Here is a 14,109-nt window from a genome sequence, read left to right as displayed (position 1 = left end):
CCTGATCCGAGGGTTGAAGAAGGGGCGGAGTCGCCCTATCGCATTCGCTTGCTCACGGAAAACGCTCCTCGAGAGACCAGGACCCCTGGTGTCGAGGGATCCGCGCTTGCCGTAGACCTCGCTGCCTACGACCTGGTCATCACCCGGGGCACCCCGCCACGGAAGGAGGGTTGCCGGACAGCAAGCCGGGGCCTAAACGCTGTCACTCGTGACCTGATCAGCATCCTGCCACAGGATCCCGCACGCGCAAGACCCCGGTCCACCATCCGGACCGGGGCCTTGACCGAAAACGATCAGTCGGCGTGCATCGGCATCAGGCGTTGCTGGCCGCCACCCAGCGCTCCAGGGCGGCACGGGCCGCACCCGAGTCGATCGCCTCCGCCGCACGGGTGATGCCCGCCGCGATCTGCTCCTCCAGCGTGCCCGGGCCCGGGTCCAGCGCGACCAGGGCCGCCGCCGAGTTCAGCAGTACCGCGTCGCGGACCGGACCCGTTTCGCCGGCCAGCAGGCGGCGGGCGACGTCCGCGTTGTACGAGGCGTCCGCGCCGCGCAGCGCCGACACGTCCACCAGGGAGATGCCCACGTCGCGCGGGTCGAACGGCTGCTCCACGACCTGGCCGTCCCGGACCCACCACACCCGCGAGGTCGCGGTCGTGGTCAGCTCGTCCAGGCCGTCGTCACCCCGGAACACCAGCGCCGAGGAGCCCCGCTCGGCGAGCACGCCCGCGACGATGGGCGCCACCCGGGGGTCGGCCACGCCGGTCGCCTGGGCCCGTACCCGCGCCGGGTTGGTCAGCGGGCCGAGGAAGTTGAACAGGGTCCGGATGCCCAGCTCCTTGCGGGCGGCGGCCACGTGCCGCAGCGCAGGGTGGAACTTCACGGCGAAGCAGAAGGTGATGCCGGCCTCCTCGGCGACCCGCACCACCCCGGCGGGGGTCAGGTCCAGGTTGACCCCGAGCTTCTCCAGGACGTCCGAGGACCCGCTCGCGGAGGACGCGGCCCGGTTGCCGTGCTTGACCACCTTGGCGCCCGTACCGGCCACGACGATCGCCGACATCGTGGAGATGTTCACCGTCTTGGCCCCGTCGCCGCCGGTGCCGACGATGTCCACCGTCCGGCCCGGCACCTCGATCAGGTTGGCGTGTTCGTACATGCTCCCGACGAGGCCGGTGATCTCCTCGACGGTCTCCCCCTTGGCGCGCAGCGCGACCACGAAGCCCGCGATCTGGGCGTCGGTGGCCTCGCCGCGCATGATCCGGTCCATGGCCCACGCCGTGTCGTCCGCGCCGAGGTCGTGGCCGGTCAGCAGGGCGTCGAGGAGGCCCGGCCAGCCGCGGGCCGCCACGCTGTCGCCGCCTGCCGGGGTCACAACGTTCATGGTCCGCTCCTGCTGCTGGTCGGGGATTCCACGTGGAAATGGGAAGGTCTTCAGCCTATCCAGCCCCGGAGACGGCAAAGAGCCCCGTCCAGACACTGGACGGGGCTCTCGCCGTGGCGACACCAGGACTGACCGAAATCAGTCCCTCGAGCGGGTCATGCGGTCAAACGGTCGCGCGGGAGATCAGTGGTGGCCGTGGCCGCTCTGGATCTCCTTGTACTCCTCCACCGTGGGCTTCGGAATCTGGTTGTTCTCCGCGTAGAAGCCCTTGCTGAGCTTCGCCCGCAGCTTCTCGCCGAGCTTCACCTTGCGCTCGACACCGTTCTCGTCGACCGTCGGGCCGATCTCGATCGGCTCGTACTGCGTGTACGAGGTGAGCGTGTGCAGCTTGTCCTGCGAGAGCGGCTCGTGGATCTCGACGAACTCACCGTGCGGCAGGCGCTTGATGATGCCGGTCTCGCGACCGTGCAGCACCTTGTCGCGGTCCCGGCGCTGGAGGCCGAGGCAGATCCGCTTGGTGGCGATGAAGGCGAGGACCGGGACGACGAAGAAGCCGATCCGGACGAACCAGGTGAGCCCGTTGAGCGACAGGTGGAAGTACTGCGCGAACATGTCGTTTCCACCGCCGATCAGCAGGACGATGTACTCCGCGATCCAGGCGACACCGAAGGCCGTACGGGTCGGGACGTTGCGCGGGCGGTCCAGCAGGTGGTGCTCGCGCTTGTCACCGGTGACCCAGGACTCGATGAACGGCCAGACGGCGATCGAGCACAGCACCAGCGGGAAGAGCAGCAGCGGGATGAACACGCCCAGGACGAGCGTGTGGCCCCACAGGTTGATCTCCCAGCCGGGCATGGCTCGGATCAGGCCTTCCGGCATACCCATGTACCAGTCGGGCTGCGCACCGGTGGACACGTGGTCCGGGCGGTACGGGCCGAGCGCCCAGATCGGGTTGATCGAGGCGATCGCCGCGATGGCCGCGATGACACCGAAGACCAGGAAGAAGAAGCCTCCGGCCTTGGCCATGTAGACCGGCAGCAGCGGCATGCCGACGACGTTGTTGTTCGTCTTGCCGGGGCCGGGGAACTGGGTGTGCTTGTGGTAGAAGACCAGGATCAGGTGGGCCACCAGCAGGCCCATCATGATGCCGGGCAGCAGCAGGATGTGCACCGAGTAGAACCGCGCGACGAAGTCGCCGCCCGGGAACTCCCCGCCGAACAGGAACATCGACAGGTACGTGCCGACGACCGGGACGGACAGGATCGCGCCCTGCATGAAGCGGACACCGGTACCCGACAGCAGGTCGTCCGGCAGCGAGTAACCGGTGAAACCGGTGAACATGCCGAGGAACAGCAGCAGGAAGCCGAAGATCCAGTTGATCTCACGCGGCTTGCGGAACGCGCCGGTGAAGAAGACGCGCATCATGTGCACGACCATGGCCGCGACGAAGATCAGCGCGGCCCAGTGGTGGATCTGACGGATGAGCAGACCACCGCGGACGTCGAAGCTGATGTCCAGGGTCGAGGCGAAGGCCTCGGACATCATGACGCCCTGCATGGGCACGTACGAGCCGTGGTACACGACCTCGTTCATGCTCGGGTGGAAGAACAGCGTCAGGTACACACCCGTGAGGATGATGATGATGAAGCTGTAGAGGCAGATCTCACCGAGCATGAAGGACCAGTGGTCCGGGAAGATCTTGCGCATGTTGGCCTTGGCCAGGCCGTAGATGCCCAGGCGGCCGTCCGCCCAGTCGGCTACTCGCTCGCCGGCCGGCGCTTTACGCGCCTTGGTGTCAGTGGTCGCAGTGCTCATCCGCGCTCCCAGAATGCAGGACCGACGGGCTCTTCGAAGTCGCCGAGCGCTTCGAGGAAGCCTTCGTCATTCACGCCGATCCGCAGCTGCGGAAGCGCGTGACCGGCCGGGCCGAAGATGACACGGGCGCCGTCGGAGAGGTCGAAAGTGGACTGGTGGCACGGGCAGAGCACGTGGTGCGTCTGCTGCTCGTACAGGCTGATCGGGCAGCCGACGTGGGTGCAGATCTTGGAGTAGGCCACGATCCCGTCGTGGGACCACTCCAGCTGCTGCTTGTCCTTGATGTCGTCCGGCTGAATGCGGACGATCATCAGGGCGGCCTTGGCGATCTGGACCTGGAAGTCGTGCTGCTCCTCCTCCAGGCCTTCCGGCATGGCGAAGGTCAGCGAACCGACCAGGACGTCCTCGGGACGCAGCGGCTCCATCGTGTTCTGGTTGATGAGCAGCTTGCCCTTGGCCCACAGGGTCTTGCGCAGCTTGTCCTCGGGCAGGGGACCCAGGTCGCGCATGATCATGACGGCGGAGAGCGGCAGCATGGCCAGCGCGCCCAGCAGCGTGTTGCGGATCAGCGGACGGCGGGCGATGCCGGACTCGTCCGCACCATCGCGGAAGTCCTGCATGACCTGCGCCTTGACCTCCGGCGGAGCGGCGATCTCGTGGCGCTCGGCGGCGACCTCGACGTCGGACATCAGGGTGCGGGCCCAGTGGACCGCGCCCGCGCCGATGCAGAAGAGCGCCGTGCCCAGGGTCATGCCCAGCGCGAAGTTGAGCGCGCTCACCTTCCCGATGGGGAAGATGTACACGATCTTGTCGACCGGGAAGATCACGTAGGAGGCGATGAAGGCCACCGTGGCCAGCATCGACAGCGTGAACAGCATCGCGACGGTGCGCTCGGAACGCCTCGCCGCACGCTCGTCGATGTCCTGGATGCGCGGCTTGTGGACCGGAAGGCCCGGGTCGGCGAACGGGTCGTCCGCGACCGCTACGGCACCGTGGTGCGCGTCGCCCTGCTCACTCGGCAGGTGCTTGTCTTCGGGAATGTCTTGACTCATGACTTCTTGGCCTTAGCGGTGTGGGCCGCGACCCAGACGGCAACAGCGATCAGCGCACCCAGACCGAAGATCCAGCCGAACAGACCCTCGGAGACGGGACCGAGGCCGCCGAGCTTGAGGCCACCGGGGCTGGTGGACTTCTCGCCGTTGACGTTCTCGAGGTACGCGATGATGTCCTTCTTCTGCTTCTCCGGCATGGTGCTGTCCGGGAAGGAGGGCATGTTCTGCGGGCCGGTCAGCATGGCCTCGTAGATGTGCTTCGGCGAGACGTCCTCAAGGTTGGGGGCGTACTTGCCGTTCGTCAGTGCGCCGCCCTCGCCGGTGAAGTTGTGGCACTGCGCGCAGTTGTTGCGAAACAGCTCACCACCAGCGGCGATGTCGGCACCCGCCGGGTCGTACTGCTTCTCGGTCGGCGTGATCGGACCGGCACCGAGGGACGCGATGTACGCCGCCAGCTGGTCGATCTGCGCCTGGGTGTAGATGACGGGCTTCTTCGGCACCTGGGCGCCGGGCTGCTGGGCGGGCATGCGGCCCGTGCTCACCTGGAAGTCGACGGCCGCGGAGCCGACGCCGACCAGGCTCGGGCCGTCAGAGGAACCCTGACCGCCGGTTCCGTGGCAGCTTGCGCAACCCACGGCGTAGAGCTTCTTGCCCTCCTCGATGGCGAGGGACTGGGCGGTTTCATCGGCCTGCGCCTTGCCCGCGGGGGCGAAGGCGGCGTACAGCCCCCCAGTGGCCGCCAGCGCGAGGAGTAGAACGACGACCGCCGCCAGCGGATGGCGTCGTCGTGCGGAGAGCTTTTTCACGGATTACCCCGGTGTCAGGATCTTCTGCGTCGGTGTTTCTGGATGGAGTGCCGGGTCGTGCCCGGTGACGTTTTCGCTACTTGATCAGGTAGATCGTGGCGAAGAGGCCGATCCAGACGACATCGACGAAGTGCCAGTAGTAGGACACGACGATGGCCGACGTGGCCTGTTCGTGGGTGAACCTCTTGGCCGCGTACGTCCGGCCGAGGACCAGCAGGAAGGCGATGAGACCGCCCGTCACGTGCAGACCGTGGAACCCGGTGGTCAGGTAGAAGACCGAGCCGTACGGACCGGACGAGAGGCTCATGCCCTCGTGCTTGACCAGCTCGGTGTACTCGAACACCTGGCCGCCAATGAAGATCGCACCCATGACGAACGTGATGATGAACCACGACCGGAGCTTCTTCACGTCACCGCGCTCGGCTGCGAATACGCCGAGCTGGCAGGTGAGCGAGGAGAGCACCAGGATCGTCGTGTTCGTCGCCGAGAAGGGCAGATTCAAGGCCGAAGCCTGCTCTGTCCAGTACTCGGGACCCGTCACGGATCGCAGGGTGAAGTACATCGCGAAGAGGGCCGCGAAGAACATCAGCTCGGAACTCAACCAGATGATGGTTCCGACGCTGACGAGGTTCGGCCGGTTGACCGTCGGGTGCGCGTGCCCGGTATCTACTGTCGTTGCTGTCGCCACGACCGACATTATGTCGGTCGCTTATCCCGCCCTCACCCCGGGGGGTGCCGTTCGGAGTGTCCGGGGCGTGTGCAAGGCCCGAACGGCCCATCAGATGAGCCAGTGAGCGTCTCGTGCGAGGGTGTGCGAACCGATGTTGACAGCGCACCTGGAGGAGTAGCATCCCGCGCAACATCAACGTGATTCACGTGACACGTGGAGGAACGAAATGCGGGCGACTGCGCGGGTTCTGGTCTACAGCGACGACGCGGGCACCCGGGAGCAGGTGCGGCTGGCGGCAGGGCGCAGGCCGGCCGCGGACCTGCCGCCGGTGGAGTTCCTGGAGTGCGCCACGCTGCCGGCGGTTCTGACGGAGCTGGACGCGGGCGGCATCGACGTGTGCGTGCTGGACGGCGAGGCGGTTCCGGCCGGGGGCATGGGCGTGTGCCGCCAGATCAAGGACGAGATCTTCCGGTGTCCGCCGGTGCTGTTGCTGATGGGGCGCCCCCAGGACGCCTGGCTGGCCACGTGGAGCCGTGCGGACGCCGCCGTGACCCTTCCGGTGGACCCGGTGGAGTTCGCGGACGCACTGGCGGCCCTGCTGCGCTCCCGCCTGTCCTCCTCGGCGGCCTGACAGGGCGTCCGCGGGCGCACGGGGTTCCCGTGGGCCCGCGGACGGCCCCGCGTCAGACGGTGGGCCGCAGGCGCGCCTGGTCGATGGGGCTGCGGCCTTCCTGGGTGCCCTTGAGGAGGGCGCTGCCCTGGCGCCAGTCCTTCCAGTCCATGTTCCAGTCGCCGAAGCCGTTGCCGAAGATGTCCATGTCGTCGCCGATGCTGTTGATCACCTGCACGACGTCGCCCTCGGTGATGTTCTCGTAGAACCAGGCGGCGTTGCCGGTGCTCATGCCGGTGCAGCCGTGGCTGACGTTCTCGTAGCCCTGGGAGCCGACGGACCACGGCGCGGCGTGGACGTATTCACCACTCCAGGTGACGCGAGTGGCGTAGTAGACGGGCAGGTTGTAGTACTCGCTGCCGCCGATGCCGACGGTGTCGCCGCGCATCTGGACGAAGTACTGCTTGCCGAGCACCACCTTGACCCCGTTGCGGGTGGAGAAGCCGGGCTTTCCGGTGGTCACCGGAATGGTGTTGATCACTTCTCCGTTGCGCTTGAACGTGAGGTAGTGCGAGGAGGCGTCGGTGGTGACCTCGACGCGGTCGCCGATCTCCAGCTTCAGCGGCTTGGCCGCGGCCCCGTAGAGGTGGTCGGAGACCCTGACGCCCTCCAGGTTGCTCCGTACGGAGACCTCCGTGTTGGCCGGCCAGTACTCCTTGGGCCGGTAGTGGAGGTTCTTGTCGTCGACCCAGTGCCAGGCGCCCTCGACGCCGGAGGGGGCGCTGACGGCGAGGCCCCGTTCGACGACGGCGCGGGCGGCCTTGTCCTTGACGGGTTCGCTGAGTTCGGCCGTGAGGGGCTGTCCGACGCCGTATTTGCCTTCGTCCGGGCCGAATTCCACCTTCAGGACGCCTTTGCCCGGGGTGGTGTCGAACGTGATCGTGCGCTGCCCCGGGGCGCCCTTGCCGTTCTCGGTGCTGACGGTGACCGTGTAGCGGACGCCTGCGGCCATGGGGACCGTGTTGTGCCAGCGGTCGCCCTTGGCGGACAGTTCGCCCGCCAGGCGGCGGCCGTGGGTGTCCACGACGGTGACGTCGGTGATGCGTGCCTCACCCCCCTTCGTGGTGACTTCGAGGGGCTTGTCGGGGTCCACGGGGCGGCCGCCGGCGGCCTGGTTGAAGGCGACTTGCTCGCCCGCGTCGTACGGGCGGGCTGACAGCGGGTTGTCGCCGGACCCGCATGCGGTGGCGCCGGCCCCGAGGGACGCGACCAGCAGGGAGCAGCTGAGTACCGTCCAAAGACGCGGTGAGTGCTTCATGGAGCCAACGCTATGAAGATATGACAATTACGGCGCGCGGGGTGACTGCAAACGAGGGGCCCGGACTCCTCCGAAGAGGTGTCCGGGCCCCGGGTTCACACGCGTGAGCGGTACTGCTACTGGTTCTGGTTCTCACCGCGGTAGTACTCGTACACCCAGCCCCACAGGCCGATCAGGATGATCGGGGCCGAGAAGTACATGAGCCACCAGCCGAAGATGACGCCCATGAAGGCGAAGGCGCCACCGATCGCCAGCGAGAGCGGCTGCCAGCTGTGCGGGGCGAAGAACCCCAGCTCGCCCGCCTCGTCGGCGACGTCGGCCTCCAGGTTGTCCTGGGCCATCTCGTCGACACGCTTGGCCGTGAAGGCCAGGTAGTAGCCGATCATGACGCTCAGGCCGAAGGCCAGGAAGAGCGCGGTGGTGCCTACGGGCTCCTTCGACCACACGCCGTACACGACGGCCATGATCAGGATGAAGAAGGAGAGCCAGAGGAACATCTTGCCCTGGATCTTCACTTGCCGGCCTCCTTGCCACCGGTGACGGCCTGGGCGGCCACGCTGTGGTCCTCGAGGTGGTCGAGGGCCGCGATCTCCGGGTGGTGCAGGTCGAACGCCGGGGACTCGGAGCGGATCCGCGGCAGGGTGAGGAAGTTGTGCCGCGGCGGCGGGCAGGACGTAGCCCACTCGAGCGAACGGCCGTAACCCCACGGGTCGTCGACCTCGATCTTCTTGCCGTACTTCGCCGTCTTCCAGACGTTGTACATGAAGGGCAGCATCGACAGGCCGAGCAGGAACGAGCTGATCGTGGAGATGGTGTTCAGCAGGGTGAAGCCGTCGGCCGCGAGGTAGTCCGCGTAACGACGCGGCATGCCCTCGGCGCCCAGCCAGTGCTGCACCAGGAAGGTGCCGTGGAAGCCGATGAACAGCGTCCAGAAGGTGATCTTGCCGAGGCGCTCGTCCAGCATCTTGCCCGTGAACTTCGGCCACCAGAAGTGGAAGCCCGCGAACATCGCGAAGACCACGGTGCCGAAGACGACGTAGTGGAAGTGCGCGACGACGAAGTACGAGTCGGAGACGTGGAAGTCCATCGGGGGCGAGGCCAGGATGACGCCGGTCAGACCACCGAAGGTGAAGGTGACCAGGAAGCCGATCGTCCAGAGCATCGGAGTCTCGAAGGACAGTGAGCCCTTCCACATGGTGCCGATCCAGTTGAAGAACTTCACACCGGTCGGTACCGCGATCAGGAAGGTCATGAACGAGAAGAACGGCAGCAGCACACCGCCGGTGACGTACATGTGGTGGGCCCACACGGTCACCGAGAGGCCGGCGATCGCGATCGTCGCCGCGATCAGACCGATGTAACCGAACATCGGCTTGCGGGAGAAGACCGGGATGACCTCGGAAACGATTCCGAAGAACGGCAGCGCGATGATGTACACCTCTGGGTGTCCGAAGAACCAGAAGAGGTGTTGCCACAGCAAGGCGCCGCCATTGGCCGCGTCGAAGACGTGCGCACCGAATTTCCTGTCGGCCTCCAGCGCGAAGAGCGCGGCGGCCAGCACCGGGAAGGCGAGCAGGACCAGAACACCGGTCAGCAGCACGTTCCAGGTGAAGATCGGCATGCGGAACATCGTCATGCCGGGCGCGCGCATGCAGATGATCGTGGTGATGAAGTTGACCGAGCCGAGGATCGTACCGAAGCCCGAGAAGGCCAGACCCATGATCCACATGTCGGCGCCGATGCCCGGCGAGCGGACCGCGTCCGACAGCGGGGAGTAGGCGAACCAGCCGAAGTCGGCGGCACCCTGCGGGGTGACGAAGCCGGCCACCGCGATGGTCGAGCCGAAGAGGTACAGCCAGTACGCGAACATGTTCAGCCGCGGGAACGCCACGTCGGGCGCGCCGATCTGCAGCGGCATGATCCAGTTCGCGAAACCGGCGAAGAGCGGGGTGGCGAACATCAGCAGCATGATCGTGCCATGCATGGTGAACGCCTGGTTGAACTGCTCGTTCGACATGATCTGCGTGCCCGGACGGGCCAGCTCGGCGCGCATGAAGAGCGCCAGGATTCCGCCGATGAGGAAGAACACGAACGACGTGACCAGGTACATCGTGCCGATGGTCTTGTGGTCGGTGGTGGTGAGCCACTTCACGACCACGGTGCCCGGCTGCTTGCGCCGCACCGGCAGCTCGTTCTCATACGAGTCAGCTTCGGCGGCACCCTGGGATTCGTTGAGGATGCTCACAGTTTGTTCACTTCCGCATTCCGGGCCGGGTCGGTCTGCTTGATGCCGGCCGGGAGGAAGCCGGTCTGCCCCTTCTCCGCCAGCTCCTTCAGGTATTCCTGGTACTTCTCGGGCGAGACCACCTTGACGTTGAAGAGCATCCGGGAGTGGTCGACGCCGCAGAGCTCGGCGCACTTGCCCATGAAGGTGCCCTCTTGGCTCGGGGTGACCTCGAAGACGTTGGTGTGGCCCGGGATGACGTCCTGCTTGAACAGGAAGGGGACCACCCAGAAGGAGTGGATGACGTCGTTCGACGACAGGATGAAGCGGACCTTCTCACCCTTGGGGAGGACCAGCGTCGGCCCCGGGTTTCCGGTCTGCGGGTTCCGGTCGCCGGGAACACCCTTCTCGTAGACGCCCTCGGCGCCGGCCGGGAAGTCCTTGGTGAACCGGTCCGGGATGGTCGAGAGCTCCTTGGGAACCTCGCCCCCCTTCGGGGACGCCTTGTCGCCGTCGACGTCCTCGATGTAGTTGAAGCCCCAGCTCCACTGGAAGCCGATCACGTTGATCGTGTGCGCCGGCTTCGAGAGGGCGAGCAGCTTCGACTCGTCACGCGCGGTGAAGTAGAACAGCACCGAGACGATGATGAGCGGGACCACGGTGTACAGCGCCTCGATGGGCATGTTGTACCGGGTCTGCGGGGGGACCTCCACCTTCGTCCGGCCGCGCCGGTGGAAGATGATGCTCCAGATGATCAGGCCCCAGACCAGGATGCCCGTGATGAGAGCAGCTGCCCACGACCCCTGCCACAGGGACAGGATGCGAGGCGCCTCCTCCGTGACCGGATAGGGCATTCCGAGGCGGGGGAAGTCTTGCCAGTTATACGAGCAACCAGTGGCGGTCGCCAGGACCACGCCCGCAGTCAGCGCCTGCAGCAGCTTCCGCCGCATCGGGCGCCGCGGCGAGCGGTCGGAGCCGTAGGGACTCACGTAGCGCCTTCCCGAGAGTCTCGGCCCGCGCGGCCGGCCGCGGCCGTGTTCGGGTCGGTCGCCGGCCCTGACGCAGGCAGGGGTTTGGATGTTTATGCGGACCAAACCCTACTGGACGCTATTTGGGGTCGCGCGGGGAGGGTGCCCAACGCGCCGCTACTGCCCCCGAAGGGATGGATCCGCCGTCCGGGGGACGGTGCGAGTGGCCCTGAATGGCGGGCTCCGGAGGACATCTGACGGCCCCTGACCTCGGGCGCTGCCGGTCGCCGGTTAGCGTGCCCGTATGCCGTACTTCGACAGCGCGTCCGCCGCCCCCCTGCACCCCGTGGCCCGGCAGGCGTTGCAAGCCGCCCTGGACGAGGGCTGGGCCGATCCGGCCCGCCTGTACCGGGAGGGCAGGCGGGCGCGGCTGCTGCTGGACGCGGCGCGGGAGGCGGCCGCGGAGGCGGTGGGATGCCGGGCCGACGAGCTGGTGTTCACTCCTTCGGGGACGCACGCGGTTCACACGGGGGTCGCGGGGGTCCTCGCGGGGCGCCGGCGCGTCGGTGGCCATCTGGTCGTATCGGCGGTCGAACACAGTTCTGTACTCCACGCGGCGGAGGTCCACGAGGGCTCCGGGGGGACGGTCACCGAGGTCCCGGTGGACCGGTACGGCGCGGTGACCGCCGCCGGGTACGCGGACGCCGTCGGCCCGTCGACCGCCCTGGCCTGTCTCCAGTCCGCCAACCACGAGGTGGGCACGGTCCAGCCGGTGGCGGAGGTGGCCGGGGTCTGCGCGGAGGCGGGGGTCCCGCTGCTGGTGGACGCGGCGCAGTCGCTGGCCTGGGGGCCGGTGGAAGGCGCCTGGTCCGTTCTGGCCGCCAGTGCGCACAAGTGGGGCGGCCCGCCGGGAGTGGGGCTGCTGGCGGTGCGCAAGGGGGTCCGGTTCTCCCCCCAACACCCGGCGGACGAACGGGAGTCGGGCCGCTCCCCCGGCTTCGCGAACCTTCCCGCGATCGTGGCGGCGGCGGCGTCCTTGCGTGCCGTACGGGCGGAGGCCGACGCGGAGGCGGCCCGGCTGCGGATCCTGGTAGACCGGATCCGGCGGCGGGTGGTCCGGCTGGTCCCGGACGTGGAGGTGGTGGGCCATCCGGACCGCCGCCTGCCCCACCTGGTCACGTTCTCCTGCCTGTACGTCGACGGCGAGATCCTGCTGCACGAGCTGGACCGGGCCGGGTACTCGGTCTCCTCGGGCTCGTCCTGCACGAGCTCGACGCTGACCCCCAGTCACGTGCTGCGGGCGATGGGGGTGCTGTCGGAGGGGAACGTACGGGTGTCCCTGCCGCCGGGGACCACGGCGGAGGAGGTCAACGGGTTCCTGGAGGTGCTGCCGGGGGCGGTGTCCGGGGTACGGGAACGGCTGGGCGTGAGCGAAGCCGTCACGGTGGCCCCGGAGTCGGAGTCCCTGGAGCTGGACGCGCTCGGGCTGCGGTGCCCGCAGCCGGTGATCGAGCTGGCCGCCGCGATCGGGCGGGTGCCGGTGGGGGGGACGGTCACGGTCGTCTCCGACGACGAGGTGGCCCGGCTGGACATCCCGGCGTGGTGCGGTATGCGGGGGCACGCGTACCTCGGCGAAGCCGAGCGCCCCAGGGGCGTGGCGTACACGGTCCGCCGCCTGGTCTGACCCCGGCTCCGGCCGAGCTCCTGGGGCTCCGCCCCAGACCCCGCGCCTCAAACGCCGGCGGGGCTGGATTTGGCTGATGCCGTCCGCCAGGCGCAAACCCAGCCCCGCCGGCGTTTGAGGCGCGGGGGTCCGGGGGCGGAGCCCCCGGCAACGGCGGCGCACCCGGACCCCGGTCGGAGGCTAGGACAGGCGGGCCTTGACCTCGGTCGCGGCCTCGTCGCCGTACGCCTTCGTGAAGCGCTCCATGAAGTGGGCCCGCGCCAGCGTGTACTCCTGGGTGCCCAGGGTCTCGATGACCAGGGTCGCCAGCATGCAGCCCAGCTGCGCGGCACGCTCCAGGCCGACGCCCCAGCTCAGCCCGGTCAGGAACCCGGCGCGGAACGCGTCGCCGACACCCGTCGGGTCGACCTTCGCGGTCTCCTCCGGGCAGCCGACCACGATGGGGTCGTGGCCGAGCCGCTCGATCCGGACGCCGTTCGAGCCGAGCGTGGTCACGCGCGTGCCGACCTTGGCCAGGATCTCGGCGTCCGTCCAGCCCGACTTGGACTCGATGAGGCCCTTCTCGTACTCGTTCGAGAAGAGGTACGTCGCGCCCTCCATCAGGGTGCGGATGCTGTCGCCGTCCATCCGGGCGATCTGCTGCGAGAAGTCGGCGGCGAAGGGGATCCCCCGCGTCCGGCACTCCTCCGTGTGGCGCAGCATCGCCTCGGGGTCGTCCGCGCCGATCAGGACCAGGTCGAGCCCGCCGACCCGGTCGGCGACGGCCTTCAGCTCGATCAGGCGGGCCTCGCTCATCGCGCCCGTGTAGAAGGAGCCGATCTGGTTGTGGTCGGCGTCCGTGGTGCACACGAAGCGCGCGGTGTGCAGCACCTCGGAGATCCGGACCGAGTCGGTGTCGACGCCGTGCCGGTCGAGCCAGGCGCGGTACTCGTCGAAGTCGTAGCCGGCGGCGCCGACCAGGATCGGGCGGCTGCCGAGCTGCCCCATGCCGAAGCAGATGTTCGGGCCGACACCGCCCCGCCGGACGTCGAGGTTGTCGACGAGGAAGGAGAGGGAGACCGTGTGCAGCTGGTCCGCGACCAGCTGGTCGGCGAAACGGCCGGGGAAGGTCATGAGGTGGTCGGTGGCGATGGAGCCGGTGACTGCGATGCGCACGGCGTGGACGCTCCTGCGGAGGTCGGCAACGGGGACAGTCAAAACTACCCGGTCGACGGCCCCGGGCCGAACGGCCGAAACTACCCCGTAGTAGGCCTTTCTTCGCCCACGGCGCGGTGCCTACGGTGCCTTCATGACCTACACCGACGGCTTCGGCTACTGCGAGTACACCGAGTACACCGCCGAGAGGCGTGGCGCGGAAGGCTCGCGGCAGCCCGGCTTCGCCCGGCTGCTGGGCGACTGCGCCCGGATGGCCCCGCACTGGGCGGCCGAGGCCGGTCCCCGGCCGGTCCGCGTGGCACCCTCGCAGATCCACGGGATCAGCGTCCCGCCGGCCTCGGCGCGGCTGATCGCCTCCACCGCCGTGTACGGGGATCAGTAGGGCGGGAACCGGTTGCGCGTCTGTTCCGTCACACCCGCATCAGGCAG

The 14,109-nt window shown here is 68.1% G+C and carries 13 protein-coding genes and 1 riboswitch; of the genes, 3 read left to right on the top strand and 10 right to left on the bottom strand.

The genetic code is table 11. From position 1 onward, the window contains the following. Positions 1–97 precede the first annotated feature (97 nt). A riboswitch (SAM riboswitch) is annotated at positions 98–214 on the bottom strand. Between the two features lie 99 nt (positions 215–313). The 5 genes from trpD to JIW86_RS28285 all read right to left on the bottom strand — a co-directional run bounded on the left by trpD (position 314) and on the right by JIW86_RS28285 (position 5,748). Beyond that, on the bottom strand, positions 314–1,378 hold the full coding sequence (gene trpD / locus JIW86_RS28305; protein WP_257556668.1) for an anthranilate phosphoribosyltransferase: 1,065 nt from the start codon (positions 1,376–1,378) through the stop codon (positions 314–316). Positions 1,379–1,561: 183 nt separating this feature from the next. Then, complete coding sequence (locus tag JIW86_RS28300) at positions 1,562–3,193, bottom strand: cytochrome b (RefSeq protein WP_257556667.1); 1,632 nt, start codon at positions 3,191–3,193, stop codon at positions 1,562–1,564. Further along, a complete protein-coding gene (locus JIW86_RS28295; RefSeq protein WP_257556666.1) occupies positions 3,190–4,245 on the bottom strand; it encodes a ubiquinol-cytochrome c reductase iron-sulfur subunit in 1,056 nt (351 codons plus the stop codon). The genes JIW86_RS28300 and JIW86_RS28295 overlap by 4 nt, the downstream gene beginning before the upstream one ends. Continuing rightward, positions 4,242–5,051 carry a c-type cytochrome gene (locus tag JIW86_RS28290; protein ID WP_215140596.1) on the bottom strand — a complete coding sequence of 270 codons (810 nt, stop codon included), beginning with the start codon at positions 5,049–5,051 and terminating at the stop codon, positions 4,242–4,244. The genes JIW86_RS28295 and JIW86_RS28290 overlap by 4 nt, the downstream gene beginning before the upstream one ends. Positions 5,052–5,127: 76 nt before the next feature. Next, positions 5,128–5,748, bottom strand: a complete 621-nt coding sequence (locus JIW86_RS28285; protein WP_257556665.1) for a cytochrome c oxidase subunit 3 — start codon at positions 5,746–5,748, stop codon at positions 5,128–5,130. A 199-nt stretch (positions 5,749–5,947) separates the two neighbouring features. On the opposite strand from JIW86_RS28285, the gene JIW86_RS28280 reads away from it, so the two are divergent. Continuing rightward, positions 5,948–6,352 (top strand): hypothetical protein, encoded by a 405-nt coding sequence (locus JIW86_RS28280; protein ID WP_215140598.1) that lies wholly within the window; start codon positions 5,948–5,950, stop codon positions 6,350–6,352. A 52-nt stretch (positions 6,353–6,404) separates the two neighbouring features. Here the strand turns inward: JIW86_RS28280 and JIW86_RS28275 are convergent, their stop codons facing one another. The 4 genes from JIW86_RS28275 to coxB all read right to left on the bottom strand — a co-directional run bounded on the left by JIW86_RS28275 (position 6,405) and on the right by coxB (position 10,862). Continuing rightward, positions 6,405–7,649, bottom strand: a complete 1,245-nt coding sequence (locus JIW86_RS28275; protein ID WP_215140599.1) for a L,D-transpeptidase — start codon at positions 7,647–7,649, stop codon at positions 6,405–6,407. Positions 7,650–7,765: 116 nt separating this feature from the next. Continuing rightward, positions 7,766–8,164 (bottom strand): cytochrome c oxidase subunit 4, encoded by a 399-nt coding sequence (locus JIW86_RS28270; protein ID WP_215140600.1) that lies wholly within the window; start codon positions 8,162–8,164, stop codon positions 7,766–7,768. Further along, positions 8,161–9,894 (bottom strand): cytochrome c oxidase subunit I, encoded by a 1,734-nt coding sequence (ctaD, locus tag JIW86_RS28265; protein WP_215140601.1) that lies wholly within the window; start codon positions 9,892–9,894, stop codon positions 8,161–8,163. Before ctaD ends, JIW86_RS28270 begins: the two co-directional genes overlap by 4 nt. Continuing rightward, a complete protein-coding gene (coxB, locus tag JIW86_RS28260) occupies positions 9,891–10,862 on the bottom strand; it encodes a cytochrome c oxidase subunit II (protein ID WP_215140602.1) in 972 nt (323 codons plus the stop codon). Before coxB ends, ctaD begins: the two co-directional genes overlap by 4 nt. 283 nt (positions 10,863–11,145) lie before the next feature. Between coxB and JIW86_RS28255 the strand changes: the two genes are divergently transcribed. Continuing rightward, positions 11,146–12,525, top strand: coding sequence for a cysteine desulfurase/sulfurtransferase TusA family protein (locus tag JIW86_RS28255; protein WP_257556663.1), 1,380 nt, complete (start codon positions 11,146–11,148; stop codon positions 12,523–12,525). 180 nt (positions 12,526–12,705) lie between these two features. Here JIW86_RS28255 and JIW86_RS28250 read toward each other — a convergent pair whose 3' ends face one another. Then, positions 12,706–13,680: a carbohydrate kinase family protein gene (locus JIW86_RS28250; protein WP_257556662.1), complete on the bottom strand. Its 975-nt coding sequence runs from the start codon at positions 13,678–13,680 to the stop codon at positions 12,706–12,708. A 133-nt stretch (positions 13,681–13,813) separates the two neighbouring features. On the opposite strand from JIW86_RS28250, the gene JIW86_RS28245 reads away from it, so the two are divergent. Continuing rightward, on the top strand, positions 13,814–14,062 hold the full coding sequence (locus JIW86_RS28245; RefSeq protein WP_257556661.1) for a hypothetical protein: 249 nt from the start codon (positions 13,814–13,816) through the stop codon (positions 14,060–14,062). The last annotated feature ends 47 nt before the right edge of the window (positions 14,063–14,109 follow it).

This window comes from Streptomyces sp. NBC_00162, assembly GCF_024611995.1.
Classification (GTDB): Bacteria; Actinomycetota; Actinomycetes; order Streptomycetales; family Streptomycetaceae; genus Streptomyces.
Note: the sequence above shows the minus strand (reverse complement) of the source record. Positions and strands in the feature narration are given on the sequence as shown.

Bases quoted from the DNA above. Each gene is read 5' to 3' on its own strand.
- trpD (WP_257556668.1), bottom strand. From the start codon at position 1,378: ATGAACGTTGTGACCCCGGCAGGCGGCGACAGCGTGGCGGCCCGCGGC.
- JIW86_RS28285 (WP_257556665.1), bottom strand. From the start codon at position 5,748: ATGTCGGTCGTGGCGACAGCAACGACAGTAGATACCGGGCACGCGCAC.
- JIW86_RS28280 (WP_215140598.1), top strand. From the start codon at position 5,948: ATGCGGGCGACTGCGCGGGTTCTGGTCTACAGCGACGACGCGGGCACC.
- JIW86_RS28300 (WP_257556667.1), bottom strand. From the start codon at position 3,193: ATGAGCACTGCGACCACTGACACCAAGGCGCGTAAAGCGCCGGCCGGC.
- JIW86_RS28245 (WP_257556661.1), top strand. From the start codon at position 13,814: ATGACCTACACCGACGGCTTCGGCTACTGCGAGTACACCGAGTACACC.
- JIW86_RS28295 (WP_257556666.1), bottom strand. From the start codon at position 4,245: ATGAGTCAAGACATTCCCGAAGACAAGCACCTGCCGAGTGAGCAGGGC.
- JIW86_RS28275 (WP_215140599.1), bottom strand. From the start codon at position 7,649: ATGAAGCACTCACCGCGTCTTTGGACGGTACTCAGCTGCTCCCTGCTG.
- JIW86_RS28255 (WP_257556663.1), top strand. From the start codon at position 11,146: ATGCCGTACTTCGACAGCGCGTCCGCCGCCCCCCTGCACCCCGTGGCC.